The following is a 14,547-nucleotide window of genomic DNA, read 5'->3' on the forward strand; positions in this document are numbered from 1 at the left end:
CTTTCCGGAAACGGCCCGTGCGCAGTTCGCTGCGCACGGGCCGTTTGCGTTGTGCCGTATCTCACGCGACCAAATATCGTTAGCCTATGTAATTAGATAGTTAGCTTATGCAACAATCGACGGGTGCAGCTGAGACAGGCAACCGAGCTCACCCCGGAGGACACCGGGGACAGGCTGGTCGACATCGTCGTCGCCACCTCACGGCTCAACCGCTTGGCAGGAGTACTCGGCGGCATCGATCTTCCGCACGCCGTCATGCGGGCCCTCGGGACCCTCGACGAGTACGGCCCCCTGCGGATCAGCGAGTTCGCTCGCCTCGACCGATGCTCGCAACCGGCAGCAACGGCGCTGATCGGACGGCTGACCGACGCCGGTCTCGCCACGCGGACCAAGGATCCCGACGACTCCAGAGCCGTGGTCGTCGAACTCACGCCCGCGGGACGAGACCGGCTGGCCGCCGCCCGGGACCACCTCGGAAACTCCCTCGCCGCACGCCTTCCCGACCTCGATCCGGCCCTGCTCACCCGCCTGAGCCGGGACCTGAACGACCTCGCCGAGGCCTTCAAGGCCGCCGGAGCCTGAATCCGGCCCCTCGCAACTCGACCGAAAGCAGCTGCGACTCACCATCATTCGTAGATGAGGACTCTCCAGTGACCACCAGCCCGATCACCCGGCCCGCCTTCCCCGCGGCCGTCGGCCCCGACAACGCCACTCTGTCGAAAACCAGCGCCGCCACCTCGAAACCCAAGCAGCCCAAATCGGTGTGGGCCGTCGCCTTCGCCTCGGTCATCGCCTTCATGGGCATCGGGCTGGTGGATCCGATCCTCAAGCCGATCGGCGAGCAGCTGCACGCCTCACCGTCCCAGGTGACACTGCTGTTCACCAGCTACATGCTGGTCACGGGCGTGGCCATGCTCATCACCGGTGTCATCTCCAGCCGCTTCGGGGCCAAGAGGACCCTGCTGGCCGGCCTGGCCATCATCGTCGTGTTCGCAGCTCTCGCAGGCAGTTCCAGCACGGTCGGGCAGATCGTGGGCTTCCGCGCCGGCTGGGGTCTGGGCAATGCGCTGTTCATCGCCACCGCGCTGGCCACCATCGTGGGTGCGGCCACCGGCGGCGTCGCCCGCGCCATCATCCTCTACGAGGCGGCGCTGGGCATCGGCATCGCGTCGGGTCCGCTGGTGGGCGGCTTCCTCGGCCACTTCACCTGGCGCGCACCGTTCTTCGGCGTCTCGGTCCTGATGGCGGTCGCGTTCATCGCCCTGGTGGTGCTGCTGCCGGAGTCGCCGAAGCCCGCGCAGCCGACCTCGATCGTCGCGCCGTTCAAGGCCCTCACCTACCCGGGCCTGCTGCTGGTGAGCGTGACCGCGCTGCTCTACAACTACGGCTTCTTCACCCTGCTCGCGTACACCCCGTTCCCTCTGAACATGGGCACCTATTCGATCGGATTCATCTTCTTCGGCTGGGGTCTGCTGCTCGCCCTGTCCTCGGTGGTCTTCGCCCCGAAACTGCAGCGCGCCTTCGGAACCGTGCCCATGATGGCGCTCGCGCTCGCCCTGTTCGCGGCGGATCTCGCGGTCATGGCCGTGTTCACCGACCACAAGCCGGTCCTCATCGTCGGCACCGTCCTGGCGGGCCTGTTCCTCGGCGTCAACAACACCCTGATCACCGAGGCCGTCATGGAGGCCGCCCCCGTCGAACGCTCCACCGCCTCGGCCGCCTACAGCTTCGTCCGCTTCGCCGGCGGCGCGGCCGCCCCCTACCTGGCAGGCAAACTCGGCGAACACCAGGCGTCTCTTCCCTTCTGGGTCGGCGCCGCCTGCACCGCCGCCGCGGTCGCCGTCCTGTTCTTCGGCCGAAACCTCCTGTCCCACATGGACGATCACGCCCCCGCGACCCACAGCCAGGTGGAGGCCCAGGCCATCACCTTCGGCGAAGACTGATCCGTCCACGCCGCGGACCGCATCCCAAGGGGTGCGGTCCGTTCACATATCCGCACGTCGCCACCCCTGGCGATTACTTTCGACTGTCCGGGTCGTCTGAATATCGACATCGCTACGTCCCGGGGAGCTGCCATGCCGTCGACCGTGTCCGGTGATCTCGATCGCGAGGAATTCCTGCGTGCCGCCGAGGCGTATCGCGGCGAGCTGATCGCGCACTGCTATCGGATGGTCGGCTCGGCGCACGAGGCCGAGGACCTGGTACAGGAAACATATCTGCGAGCCTGGCGGGGTTGGGAGGCATTCGAGGGGCGGGCGTCGACGCGGAACTGGCTGTATCGGATCGCCACCAACCTGTGCCTGACCGCGGTCACGAACAAGCAGCGCCGGGTACTGCCATCCGGATTGGGGCCCGCCGCGGCGGGATCCGGGCCCAAACTGGAACAGCTGTGGCTGGAACCGTTCCCCGAGCGCTGGCCGGATACGGACCCGGCCGAGATCGTCGCCGGTCGGTCGAGTCTGCGGCTGGCGCTCGTGGCAAGCCTGCAGCATCTGCCGCCACGGCAGCGGGCCGTGTTCATCCTGCGGGAGGTGCTGGCCTACCCGGCCGCGGAGGTCGCCGACATGCTCGGCATGAGTCTCGCGGCGACCAAGAGCGCACTACAGCGGGCCCGCGCCAAACTCGACGAGGTGTCCCCGCGAGCGGACGCGGTCATCGAACCGGATTCCCCGCACGCGCGGGCCCTGCTGGAGCGCTATCTCACCGCGTTCGAGAACGCGGACGTGGCCGGGCTCACCGAGCTGCTGCGCGACGACGCCATTCTCGAATCCACCGCGACGGGCCGCTGGCTGGCGGGCAAGACGCACTGCATCGAGCGGCTGCTGATCTGGGCGCGCTCCGGGGAGTACCGGCTGTATCCGGTGATCGCGAACGGGCAGCCCGCCATGGTCGCCTACCGGGGCGAGCACGCGGACCCGGCGCTCACCGCGTTCGGCGTGGTGGTGCTGGCCGTCGACGACCGGCACGTCACCCACGTGACCGCCTTCATCGACCCGGGCATGGTGCGCCACTTCGGGTTTCCCGAGGTCGATCCGGGGCACTGAGGGCGGCGATTCCTTTCGCGGGCCGGCGTGGTCTCTATCCCGACCACCCTGCGCACCTTCGCATCCGCATTCATTCAGAAGTGAGGTAGACCCATGTTCCTGCTCACCGGAGTCACCGGCGCGGCCGGTTCCATCGTCCTGCGCGAGTTCGTGAAACAGCAGGTCCCGGTTCGCGTGCTGGTGCGCGACCCCGCCAAGGCCGTGCAGCTCGCCGCGGCGGAACCGACAATAGAGGTCGTGGTCGGCGACATGCTGCACGCCGACACTCTCGGACCCGCCATGGAGGACGTCGACCGGGCGCTGATGATCTCCTCCCCGCGCGACCGCATGCTGGAAACCCAGTGCCGATTCATCGACGCCGCCAAACAATTCGGGGTGCGGCACATCGTGAAATTCGGCGGCAAGGAATCCGGAACCACCTTCGATCTCACGGCTTTTCGCGGCACCCGCTGGCATTTGGAGATCGAGGCCTATCTGGAGGCTTCCGGCCTCGAATGGACGCATTTGCGCCCCAGCCAGTTCATGCAGATGTACCTGCCGGAGGCGCTGACCGGAGTCGACAGTGCCCGCCACGCGCTGGTCATGCCGATCGGTGCGAGCAGACTGGCCCCGGTCGACATCCAGGACGTCGCCGAAGTCTGCGTCGCCATGATGCGGGCCGAGGGCATCGAAGGCCAGGCGTTCGACATGACCGGCCCCGAGGCCCTGACCTCCACCGAGATCGTCGAACAGCTTTCCGCAGCAACGGGAACCACGTTCACCTACGAGCTCGTGACCCGCTGGCGCAAACGCGAGCTGCACGCCGAGCAGGGTCTACCCGGCCCGGTCATCGACCTGCTCGACGAGCTCTACGCCGGCCGCGCCGGATCCCCCGAAGCCCATATCGACGTGTCCACCCACGAACGCTTCGGCGTCACCCCAACCACCTTCGCCGAATTCGCCCGCCGCAACGCCCCGGCATTCACCGCCTGACCCGGGCAAACCCGATGCGGGCCGTGCCATTCCGGTTCGGTCCGCGTTCGATTCGACCCCGTACGATCCCGCTCATGAACCAACCGATGCCGCCGCAACAGCCATACCAGCAGCAGTACCCGCAGCAAGGCCAACAGCCGTATCCCCCGCAGGGCCAGGCCCCCTACCCGCAGCAGGGCCAGCCGCAACCGCAGCAGCAACCTGGCCCGCAGTTCCCGATCCTGGTCTCCACCATGAACGATGTCCCCGGCCAGGAAATCGTCAAGGTGATCGGCGAGGTCGCAGGCCTGACCGTCCGCAGCCGCGGCCTGGGCGCCAACTTCGCAGCCGGCTTCCGCGCCCTGGGCGGCGGCGAAATCCACGAATACACCCAGCTGCTGTACCAGTCGCGGCACGAGGCCATCATGCGAATGTGCCAACATGCCATGGCCTATGGCGCGAACGCGGTGATCGCCATGCGCTTCGACTGCAACGAAATCGCCAACACCATGAGCGAGGTCGCCGCCTACGGCACCGCGGTCGTCGTCAAACCCACGCAGTAAACACCGGGCTCGAGAGCTATCCCTCCTTGCCGAGAATCTCGGTTATCGAGCTCGCGGTGAGCGAACGATCGAACCAGGCATCGAGAGATCCACGGTCATCAACTGCCTCCATGTCTGTGCGGCCGGGGTATTGCCCAGACCGAGCTCGCCGGAGCCGGCCGGGACCATGGCGGAACCGTCTGGGTGACTTCGGAAAAGCCGGTGCATCGCTTCATGTTCCGAGCTGACCATGAGCACGACGGTAGGTCGGTTATCGAAAGATTGTTCGATAACCGGTCATCTCGACGGGAATCGCCCGATTCGTTGTGGGAATCGGTGTGGCGCAGGGGATTCGGGTCAGTGGTGGAGGATCTCGACGTTGCGGACCGGCTTCTTGCGGCCGAATTTGGCGCGCAGGGGGTAGATCGCCATGACTGCCAGGAGGCTGATGGTGGAGGCGATGAGCTGGTTGCGCTGGTCGGGGTTGCGGGCCATGGCTACGAAGACGGCGAACAGGGCGATGATGACGGCCCAGCTGATGTAGGGGTAGCCCCACATGCGGTAGGTGAGGGCGGAGGGGTCCTCGCGGCGCAGGCGGGCGCGAAGTCGCAACTGGGAGAACATGATCGCCACGTAGACGAAGGCCAGGACGACGCCGATGGAGTTCACCAGGAAGGTGAAGACCTGGTCGGGTGAGACGTAGGAGGCGATGACCGCACCCCAGGCGGCGACGGTGCCGAGCAGGACGGCCCGGGCGGGGACGCCGCGCTTGTTCAGCTTCACCAGGGAGGCGGGGGCGTCGCCGTCGCGGGTGAGGACGTAGAGCATGCGGGAGGAGACGTAGATGGCCGAGTTCAGCACCGACAGCACCGCGGTCAGGATGACGACCTGCATGATGGTGCCGGCGGCCGGAATCCCGATGTGCTCGAGCGCGCTCACGAACGGGCTTGTCAGCACCTTGGCGTCGTTCCACGGCAGGATGGTCACCACCAGGAAGATCGAGGCCACATAGAACAGGCCGACCCGCCACAGCACATTGTTGGTGGCACGGGCCACCGCCGGGCCCGGCTCCTTGGATTCCGCGGCCGCCACCGTCACGATCTCGGTGCCACCGAACGCGAACATCACCACCACGATGGCGGAGAAGACGCCGCCGATCCCGTTGGGCGCGAAGCCGCCGTGCCCGGTCAGGTTGGCGAAACCCGCGTCCGAGCCCGGCCACAGCCCGAACACCCAGGCCAGTCCGATGGCCAGGAAGGCCACGATCGCCACCACCTTGATGGAGGCGAACCAGAACTCGAACTCGCCGAACGACTTCACCGACACCAGGTTGACCACGGTCATGACGATCAGCAGCCCGGCGGACAGGACCCACTGGTCGAGGTCGATCCAGTTGCCGAGAATGGCCGCGCCGGCCACCGCCTCGGCCCCGACCAGGATCACGTAGAGGTACCAGTACAGCCAGCCGACGGTGAATCCGGCGAACGGTCCCATGGCCATCCGCGCGTACTCGCCCATGGATCCGGCGACCGGGCGGGCCACCACCATTTCGCCGAGCGCCCGCAGTACGCACAGCACGACGAGTCCGGCGCCCGCGTAGGACAGGATGGCGGCGGGCCCGGCGGTCTGGATGACCGAGCCGCTGCCCACGAACAGGCCCGCACCGATCGCGCCGCCGATGGCGATCATCGTCATGTGCCGGCGCCGGAGTCCGGTGCGCAGTCCCTGCTGCTCGCCGCCCGGTTCCGTCAGCTGGGCACTGCCGGGTTCCGGCTTCAGGGCACTGCCGGGCTCCGGCTTCAAGGCACTGCCGGGCTCCGGCTTCTGGACACTGCCGGTTTCCGACATCAGACCGCCACCTTCTTGTGTTGCTCGAGTGTTGCCCGAACACCATATCGACCCTGGTCAGGCAGGGAAAATCGCCGGTCGGGCCACGGTTTCCCGGGCTGTCGCCGGTACGCGAATCCTGCTCCCCGACAGCGGTTTACCCACCGGCGTACCGTCAGGAGGTATGACCGAGACACAGCGTGGCCGGGTACGCGTCGAACCGAGCGCCAAGCGGGTACGCGCCTACCTGGGCGGTCACCTGGCCGCCGATACCGTCAATCCGACGCTGGTATGGGAGGGACCCCACTACCCCACCTACTATCTGCCGGTCGCCGACCTGCGGGTGAAGCTGGAACCCAATGGCAAGACCCGCCACTCCCCCAGCCGCGGGGACGGCACCGAATTCGATGTGATCGCCGACGACGTCACCGCGGCGGGCGCGGCCGTCCGGCACCTGGACTCCCCGATTCCGGAACTGCGCGACCTGGTGAAGCTGGACTTCCAGGCCATGGACGAGTGGTTCGAGGAGGACGAGCCCATCTACGTCCACCCCCGCGACCCGTACACCCGGGTGGACATCCTCGCCAGCTCCCGCCACATCCGGGTCGAACTGGACGGCCAGACCCTGGCCGATTCGCACTCCCCGCGCATCCTGTTCGAGACCGGGCTGCCCGCCCGCTACTACCTGCCGCTCACCGATATCCGCATGGACCTGCTGCGGCCGTCGGCGACCAGGACGTCGTGCCCGTACAAGGGCCACGCCGAGTACTGGAACATCCAGCTGGGCGAGACCAGCCACCCGGACCTGGTGTGGATCTACCGCACCCCGCTGCCGGAGAGCCAGAAGATCGCCGGGCTGGCCTCGTTCTACAACGAGAAGGTCGACATCTGGGTGGACGGCGAGATGGTGCCGCGCCCCAAGACGCCGTTCAGCTGAAACCCTCAGTCCCCCAGGATCTCCGACACCAGCCGGGGCAGCGCCGCCCCGATCGGGTCGCGCACGATCTCGGCGGCGTAGTCGTCGTAGGGGGTCGGCTCGTTGTTCACGATGACCAGATCGGCCCCCGCGTCCACCGCCACCGCGCACATGGACGCGGCGGGCTCGACCTGGAGTGAACTGCCCACGGCCAGAAAGATTTCGGCATTCTCGGCGATCTGCACCGCCGCGCGAATGGCGGCGGTGTCGAGCTGCTGGCCGAACATGACGGTGGCCGCCTTCAGGATGCCGCCGCAGTCCGGGCACGCCGGATCCGGCTCGCCCGCGGCCACCCGTTCCAGGGTGGCGGCCATGGAATCGGTGAAATCGCAGTCGATGCAGACGACTTCGAACATATTGCCGTGGATCTCCACCACGCTGTCCGACCCGGCCCGCTGGTGCAGCCGGTCGATGTTCTGCGTGATGATGCCGACCTCCCGCCCCGAGGCAGCCAGCCGCACCAGGGCCTGATGTGCCGCATTGGGTGTCGCCCGCCAGGCCGGATTGTCCCGCCGCGCCAGCCAGGCCCGGGTGCGTAGCTCCGGATCCGCCACATAGTTCTGATACGTCGACAGCAGCTCCGCGATCGGATCCTCGGTCCAAACCCCGCGCGGCCCACGGAAATCCGGTATTCCGGAGTCGGTCGAAATCCCCGCGCCGGTCAAGACGCCGATCGGTCCCCTGCGTGCACGCCAGTCCGTCACACTGCTCAGCCTATGCCGACCCCACCCAGCCCGCCGCCTGTCCACCGTCTGCCGCGTGACGAGCCGGTCCCGCGTTCAGACCGCCAGAACAGCGGGTTCATCGTCGACGCGGCGGTATTGCCCGGGGGCCGAGCCGTACTGGCGTTTGAAGGCCTTGGCGAAGGCGAATTCGCTCTGGTAGCCGACCTTCCTCGCCACGCCGGCCAGCGGGGTGTCGGTCTCGCGCAGCAGCCGCGCCGCGGTGAGCATGCGCCAGCGGGTCAGATAGGACAGCGGCGGCTCGCCGACCGTGGCGAGGAAGCGGCGAGCGAGGGTGGCGCGACTGACCCCGGCGACGGCGCTCAGCTCCGGGACCGTCCAAGCCCGTTCCGGCGCAGCGTGAATCGCGCGCAGCGCATCGGATACGGCGGGGTCGCCGAAGGCGCCGGCCCAGCCGGTCGGCGCAGTGGACTGTTCGTCGAACCAGGCGCGCAGCATGAACAGCAACAGGGTGTCGAGCAGCGCGGGGATGGCGGCATCGGTGCCGGGTCGCGGTTCGGCGATCTCGGCGGCGAGCAGATCGACCGCGGACCGCAGGGCCGGGTGGCGGCCGGGGCGGGCCGGGACGTGGATGAATTCCGGCAGGTCGTCGAGCAGCGGGTGGCTGCGGTGCCGCCCGAGCTCGTACGCACCGCACACCAGCGCCGTCCGCGCGCCCGGACCCGCGATCTCGCGCGGCTCGCCCGGCACGGCGACCTCGGTGATCGGCGTCCCCAGCGCGTCGACCAGATCATGGTTCTCGCCGCGCGGCATGAACAGCACATCGCCGGCCCCCAGCGCGACCGGCTCCCCGTCGGGCGGCAGCACCCAGCACGAACCCTGAAGCACCACATGGAATCCCGCGCCGGGCACCTTCGGATAGCGACGGCCCCACGGCGCGTGCCGGGTGAAGAGTCCCGAGGCCGGGTTGCCGGTGCGGATGGCGGCTACGGTCTCGCTGAGGATGTCCACATCGACACCATACCGCTCACTTAATGAGCGTTTCGAGCATCGTTCTGAGTAATTCAGCCATTCATGTGCTCACTGCACGCGAATAACTTCATTCATATGACGACACAAGAAACCACGCAGCCCCCCACCATCGCCGTGTACGGCGCGAATGGCCACACCGGCGGCTACATCCTGTCCGAGCTGGATCGCCGCGGCCTGACCCCGATCCTGGTGGGCCGCAATGCCGATCGGCTGCGCGCCGCTGCCGACGCGGCCGGGCTGCCGCAAGCCGAGATCCGGATCGCGGTGGCCGACGATCACGCCGCCCTGGTCGCGGCGTTCACCGGTGCGGATGTGGTGATCAGCAGCCTGCCCGCCTACGTGGACCTCGGTGAGCCCATCCTGGCCGCCGCCCTCGACGCGGGCACGCACTATGTCGACATTTCGGGCGAGCAGCTGTTCCTCCGCCGGGTCCTCGACGAGTACGGCCCGCGCGCCGAGCGTGCCGGGGTGACGGTCCTCTCCTCGGTGACCGACAGCAATCTCCCCGCCGATCTGCTCGCGGATCTACTCGCCGCGCGTCTCGCCGGACCGGTCGGCTTCGTGATCAGCCACCACAGCCGCAGCGGCGGGGACGGCTCTCGCGGCAGCGCGAAAACCCTACTGGCCAGCCTGGATTGGTTCCGCGCGGGCGGCTGGCACTATGCCGACGGCGAGTTCCGCACCGGCCCGGCGGATCCGGCGCCCATGCTGTACCCCGGCGACACCGAGCCGACCGAGGTGGCCAAGTTCGCCTTCCCCGCCGTGCTCACCATCCCGCGCCACACCGACGCCACCGCCGTCACCGGCGCCGTCGACCGCGTGTTCCGGGCGAACATCACCGGCCTGACCGCCGAACTGGTCGCCGGCCTGCCGGAAAAGCCGAGTGCGGCTTCGGATCTGCGCTACGACATGATCGTGGACGCCACCGCCGCGGACGGCCGGACACGGCGCGGCGTGGTCAGCGGGGTCGATTCCTACCGGGATTCGGGCCTGATGGCGGTCGAAGCGGCCGTGCGGCTCGCCGGCGGCGCCGTGAAGCCGGGTGTGCTCACGCCCTCGGAGGCCTTCGACGCCGCGGACTTCCTGGATTCGCTCGCGCCCCGCGGCATCACCTGGACGATCACCGGGGCATGAGACGGCCGTCGACGACGCCTGGCCGAACGCGCTCGCAGTAAAGGGAATTCGGTCGAGCCCAGCAATACAGTGGGGACCATGAGCGACGACCGTCCGAAGCTGGCCGCTGAACTGGATATGGTGCCGCATCCCGAGGGCGGCTGGTATCGGGAAACCTGGCGCAGCGGAGTGGAATTCGAGCCGGAAGGCTACCCGGGCCCGCGCACGACCGGCACGGCCATCTATTTTCTGCTGCTGCCCGGTGAGAAGTCCGCGCCGCACACGGTGACGTCGGACGAGATCTGGTTCTGGCATCGAGGTGGTCCCCTGCTGCTGAACATCGGGGGTGAGGAGATCGTCCTCGGACCCGATGTCGAGCAGGGGCAACGCCCCCAGGCAGTGGTTCCCGGCGGAATCAGCCAGGCCGCCCGTCCGGCAGGTGACGACTACGTGTTGGTGAGTTGTGTCGTCTCCCCCGGATTCGATTTCGCCGACTTCCGGCTCGACTGAACCGCGAACCCACTCTTCGATTCTCGTGCCCGCCGCGCTGTGCGCGACGGGCACGAAGCAAGGAAATCGGTGGTTCGACGACTCTCAGTCGTCGATCCCGAGCAGACCCTCCGCGACCGCGTGGTCGATGGTCTTCTCCAGGTTCGGGCAGGAGTCCGGTTTACCGGTGGTCGGCCCGGCCTCGGCCAGCTTGCGGAAGACCGGGCAGTGCGCGGCCGGATCGACCGTCCACTGCACCGTCTTCTGATTGTGGCTGTGCTTGCGCACGAGCACCTCGGTGCCGCAGGTCTGACACGCGATCGGTGTCAGCCCCGACTCCATGTAGTGCTCTTTGTCGAGGACCGTCTGGGCGCGCACCTGTGCTCGCTGTTCCGGACGGTCCGCGAAATCGGGTGCCTTCGCCCAGCTGGTCATCAGACGTTCGCCTCCTGCGCGGCGGCCTCGTCGGCCTCCCGCTTCTTCCGCAGGTTCTCCTCGACCTCGAGACCCCAGGCCTCGTTGGCCTTGGAGGTGTCGATCTCGAATTCGAAGCGCTGCACCGACTTCGGGTCGATGTCGGCGACATCGACGTAGAACTGGTCGTACCAGCGACGCAGCTGGTAGACCGGCCCGTCCTCCTCGGTCAGCAGCGGGTTGTCGATCTTGGACTTGTGCTTCCAGATCTCGACGTCCTGCAGGAAGCCCTCGCTGACGCCCTCGGTCATCTTGGCCGCGAACATCTGCGCCTGCTCCTCGGGCAGCCCCTTCGGCTTCTCCAGCGAGACGCCCCACTGCAGCATGAAGGAGTTCTGCGTGACCGGGTAGTGGCAGTTTATGAGGACCGTCTTGACCTCGAAGCCGCTGTAGATATTGAGCAGCGGGTTGATCATGTATGACGGCCCGAAGTACGACGCCTCGGACTTGAGCAGCACGTCGATGCCGGCCTTGGCCGCGTTGCCGATATCCGGCCGGGCCTTGGTCTCCAGGTACTGGGTGGCGACGTGACCCTCGAGCACGTTCTTGAAGAACGTGGGGAAGGCGTAGTGGATATAGAAGAAGTGCGCCATATCCACGATGTTGTCGATGATCTCGCGGCAGTTGGAGCCCTCGATCAGCAGCGAGTGCCAGGTCCAGTCGGTCCAGCCCTCGTTGAGCGTCTCCGAGGAGCTGCCGTCGGCATTGGTGTAAGGACCCTCGATGTACGGGATGGTCACCTCGTCCGGCGGCGGGTTGCCCTCGTGGTCGTGCCAGACGAACAGCTGGCCGTTGCGCTCGAGCGTGATCCACGCGCGGGTGCGGGCCAGCGGGGGCACGCGCCGCGCGTAGGGGATGCCGGTGCACTTGCCGTCGCCGCCCCAGCGCCAGTCGTGGAACGGGCACGCGATGGAGTCGCCCTTGACCTCACCCATGGAGAGGTCGCCGCCCAGGTGACGACAGTAGGAGTCCAGTACCTTCAGTTCGTTCTGGCTGTTCATGAAAACGACCAGCTTGGTACCGAATACGTTGACCGCATGCGGCTTGCCGTCACGGAAGTCCTTGGCAAGGCCGAGGCAGTGCCAACCCCGGGCGTAGCGGGTGGGCATCGAGCCCACGTCGATCTCGCGGACCTTCCCGCGGGGCCCTTGGGCGCTTGTCGCCATCGTTGATCCTCCTATGGATGTACTAGAACACGTTACAAAATCGACTCGCGGTTGGCCAGCGATAGGTCCCACTACCTGGATAGGGGCGCTCTGAGCTGCGCTTGTACTGCGTTCTCGACAGGAATAAGAACGTGTTCTACTCTCAGGGGCAAACGAAGACCGCTTCCCGTAACACCAGGCAGGAGCAACTGGCGAGATGACGCAAGAAGTAGTTGAGCGGGTCGAGGCGCTGCTGCCGACCCTGCGTGAGCGCGCCCAGGAGACCGAGGATCTGCGCCGCCTTCCCGACCAGACCGTCAAGGATCTGCAGGCGACCGGCTTCTTCAAGCTCGTGCAGCCCAAGCAGTGGGGCGGCTACGCCTGCGACCCGGTGATCTTCTACGACACCGTCCGCAAGATCGCCAGCGCATGCGGCTCCACCGGCTGGTGCGCCGGCATCCTCGGCATCCACAACTGGCACCTGGCGCTGTTCGACCAGCGCGCGCAGGAAGAGGTGTGGGGCAACGACACCGAGGTCCGGATCTCCTCCTCCTACGCCCCGATGGGCGCGGGCGTGGTGACCGAGGACGGCGAGGGCTACATCGTCAATGGTTCGTGGGCCTGGTCCTCCGGCTCCGACCACGCCGACTGGGTGTTCGTCGGCGGACCGGTCATCAAGAACGGCAAGCCTGTCGACTTCGGCTCGTTCCTGATCCCCCGGAGCGAGTACAAGATCAACGACGTGTGGCACGTGGTCGGCCTGCGCGGCACCGGCTCCAACACCGTCGTGGTCGAGAACGTGTACGTGCCCCGGCACCGCTTCCTCAGCATGCGAACCATGGGCGAACTGAAATCGCCTGGCCTGGAGCAGAATACCGACCCGCTGTACAAGATGCCGTGGGGCAGCATCCACCCCGCGACCATCACCGCGCCGATCATCGGCATGGGCTACGGCGCCTACGAGGCCCACGTCGAGCACCAGGGCAAGCGCGTCCGCGCCGCCTTCGCGGGCGAGAACACCAAGGACGACCCGTTCGCAAAGGTCCGGATCGCCGAGGCCGCCAGCGACATCGACGCCGCCTGGCGTCAGCTGTCGGGCAATATCGCCGACGAGTACGCGTGCATCGTGGCGGGCAAGGACGTTCCGTTCGAGATGCGCGCCGCCGCCCGCCGTGACCAGGTGCGCGCCACCGGCCGCGTGATCGCCTCCGTCGACCGCCTGTTCGAGGCCGCCGGCGCCACCGCGCTGGTGGAAGGCACTCCGCTGCAGCGCTTCTGGCGTGACGCCCACGCCGGCCGCGTGCACGCCTCGCAGGATCCGGAGCGCGCCTACGTCATGTACGGCACCCACGCCTTCGGTCTCCCGGTCACCGACGGAATGGTGTAATCCCCATGACCGCAGTGGGAGAGATCACCTACGAGTCCACCTCGCGCTTCGCGCAGGTGCGGCCGGACCTGAAGCTGCACTACCACGAGGCCGGGGTCGGCAACGGCCCCACCATCGTGCTGCTGCACGGCGGCGGCCCGGGCGCGTCCTCGTGGTCCAACTTCGCCAAGAACATTCCGGTGCTGGCCAAGGACTTTCACGTCCTCGCGGTCGACCAGCCGGGCTTCGGCCAGTCCGACAAGCCGACCGAGCACCCGCAGTACTTCGTGCACTCGGCATCGGCGCTGAAGGACCTGCTCGACACCCTCGGCATCACCGAACGCGTACACCTGCTGGGCAATTCGCTCGGCGGCGGCGCGGCCACCCGCTTCGCGCTGGACTACCCGGACCGCGCCGGCAAGCTGGTGCTGATGGGCCCGGGCGGCCTGTCCACCAACCTGTTCGCGCCGGACCCCACCGAGGGCGTGAAGCTGCTGTCCAAGTTCAACTTCGAACCCACGAAGGAGAACCTGGAGGCGTTCCTGCGGATCATGGTCTTCGACCAGAAGCTGATCACGCCGGAACTCGTCGAGGAGCGCTTCGCGTCGGCCTCGCAGCCGGAGTCGCTGGCCGCCACCCGCGCCATGGGCAAGTCCTTCGCCGGACCCGATTTCGCCAAGGGCATGATCTGGCGCGACGCGTTCAAGCTGCGGCAGCCGGTGCTCATGATCTGGGGCCGCGAGGATCGGGTCAACCCGATCGACGGCGCCCTGGTCGCCTTGAAGATGGTGCCGCGCGTGCAGTTGCATGTCTTCGGCGGTTGTGGACACTGGGCTCAGCTGGAGAAGTTCGACGAATTCAACCGCCTGGCAACCGACTTCCTGCTCGGCGTCAAGGAGAAGTGA

Annotated in this window: 15 protein-coding genes; 10 read left to right on the forward strand and 5 right to left on the reverse strand. The window is 67.4% G+C overall.

The window, feature by feature from the left end:
• Positions 1–123: 123 nt before the first annotated feature.
• From ACFXN1_RS45945 to ACFXN1_RS45965, 5 genes are all read left to right on the forward strand, one after another.
• Entirely contained in the window at positions 124–582 is a 459-nt protein-coding gene (locus ACFXN1_RS45945; RefSeq protein WP_357012346.1) for a MarR family transcriptional regulator, read from the forward strand.
• A 131-nt stretch (positions 583–713) separates the two neighbouring features.
• Positions 714–1,943, forward strand: coding sequence for an MFS transporter (locus ACFXN1_RS45950; RefSeq protein ID WP_379437952.1), 1,230 nt, complete (start codon positions 714–716; stop codon positions 1,941–1,943).
• A 132-nt stretch (positions 1,944–2,075) separates the two neighbouring features.
• Entirely contained in the window at positions 2,076–3,044 is a 969-nt protein-coding gene (locus ACFXN1_RS45955; RefSeq protein ID WP_379437900.1) for an RNA polymerase subunit sigma-70, read from the forward strand.
• A gap of 93 nt (positions 3,045–3,137) precedes the next feature.
• Positions 3,138–4,016 (forward strand): NAD(P)H-binding protein, encoded by an 879-nt coding sequence (locus ACFXN1_RS45960; RefSeq protein ID WP_379437899.1) that lies wholly within the window; start codon positions 3,138–3,140, stop codon positions 4,014–4,016.
• Positions 4,017–4,090: 74 nt separating this feature from the next.
• The gene (locus tag ACFXN1_RS45965) at positions 4,091–4,558 is read left to right on the forward strand and encodes a YbjQ family protein (protein ID WP_379383172.1); all 468 of its coding nucleotides are present in this window, start codon (positions 4,091–4,093) and stop codon (positions 4,556–4,558) included.
• Between the two features lie 336 nt (positions 4,559–4,894).
• Here ACFXN1_RS45965 and ACFXN1_RS45970 read toward each other — a convergent pair whose 3' ends face one another.
• The gene (locus ACFXN1_RS45970; protein ID WP_379398165.1) at positions 4,895–6,385 is read right to left on the reverse strand and encodes an amino acid permease; all 1,491 of its coding nucleotides are present in this window, start codon (positions 6,383–6,385) and stop codon (positions 4,895–4,897) included.
• Between the two features lie 163 nt (positions 6,386–6,548).
• Between ACFXN1_RS45970 and ACFXN1_RS45975 the strand changes: the two genes are divergently transcribed.
• Entirely contained in the window at positions 6,549–7,301 is a 753-nt protein-coding gene (locus ACFXN1_RS45975) for a DUF427 domain-containing protein (RefSeq protein ID WP_379437897.1), read from the forward strand.
• A 5-nt stretch (positions 7,302–7,306) separates the two neighbouring features.
• Here the strand turns inward: ACFXN1_RS45975 and ACFXN1_RS45980 are convergent, their stop codons facing one another.
• Entirely contained in the window at positions 7,307–8,044 is a 738-nt protein-coding gene (locus tag ACFXN1_RS45980; protein WP_354831259.1) for a Sir2 family NAD-dependent protein deacetylase, read from the reverse strand.
• A 75-nt stretch (positions 8,045–8,119) separates the two neighbouring features.
• Positions 8,120–9,034, reverse strand: a complete 915-nt coding sequence (locus tag ACFXN1_RS45985) for an AraC family transcriptional regulator (RefSeq protein ID WP_379437896.1) — start codon at positions 9,032–9,034, stop codon at positions 8,120–8,122.
• 96 nt (positions 9,035–9,130) lie between these two features.
• Here ACFXN1_RS45985 and ACFXN1_RS45990 point away from each other — a divergent pair, with 96 nt between their 5' ends.
• Together ACFXN1_RS45990 and ACFXN1_RS45995 are read left to right on the forward strand one after the other, a co-directional pair.
• Complete coding sequence (locus ACFXN1_RS45990; protein WP_379437894.1) at positions 9,131–10,189, forward strand: saccharopine dehydrogenase NADP-binding domain-containing protein; 1,059 nt, start codon at positions 9,131–9,133, stop codon at positions 10,187–10,189.
• A 78-nt stretch (positions 10,190–10,267) separates the two neighbouring features.
• The gene (locus ACFXN1_RS45995) at positions 10,268–10,678 is read left to right on the forward strand and encodes a cupin domain-containing protein (protein ID WP_379437893.1); all 411 of its coding nucleotides are present in this window, start codon (positions 10,268–10,270) and stop codon (positions 10,676–10,678) included.
• Between the two features lie 84 nt (positions 10,679–10,762).
• Here the strand turns inward: ACFXN1_RS45995 and ACFXN1_RS46000 are convergent, their stop codons facing one another.
• Together ACFXN1_RS46000 and ACFXN1_RS46005 are read right to left on the reverse strand one after the other, a co-directional pair.
• On the reverse strand, positions 10,763–11,092 hold the full coding sequence (locus ACFXN1_RS46000; protein WP_379437891.1) for a hypothetical protein: 330 nt from the start codon (positions 11,090–11,092) through the stop codon (positions 10,763–10,765).
• Positions 11,092–12,297 (reverse strand): Rieske 2Fe-2S domain-containing protein, encoded by a 1,206-nt coding sequence (locus tag ACFXN1_RS46005; protein WP_364606341.1) that lies wholly within the window; start codon positions 12,295–12,297, stop codon positions 11,092–11,094. Before ACFXN1_RS46005 ends, ACFXN1_RS46000 begins: the two co-directional genes overlap by 1 nt.
• Positions 12,298–12,493: 196 nt before the next feature.
• Between ACFXN1_RS46005 and hsaA the strand changes: the two genes are divergently transcribed.
• Positions 12,494–13,663 (forward strand): 3-hydroxy-9,10-secoandrosta-1,3,5(10)-triene-9,17-dione monooxygenase oxygenase subunit, encoded by a 1,170-nt coding sequence (hsaA, locus tag ACFXN1_RS46010; protein ID WP_354831271.1) that lies wholly within the window; start codon positions 12,494–12,496, stop codon positions 13,661–13,663.
• A gap of 5 nt (positions 13,664–13,668) precedes the next feature.
• Positions 13,669–14,547, forward strand: a complete 879-nt coding sequence (hsaD, locus tag ACFXN1_RS46015) for a 4,5:9,10-diseco-3-hydroxy-5,9,17-trioxoandrosta-1(10),2-diene-4-oate hydrolase (RefSeq protein WP_379398179.1) — start codon at positions 13,669–13,671, stop codon at positions 14,545–14,547.

It is taken from the genome of Nocardia sp. NPDC059154, assembly GCF_042755705.1.
Classification (GTDB): domain Bacteria; phylum Actinomycetota; class Actinomycetes; order Mycobacteriales; family Mycobacteriaceae; genus Nocardia.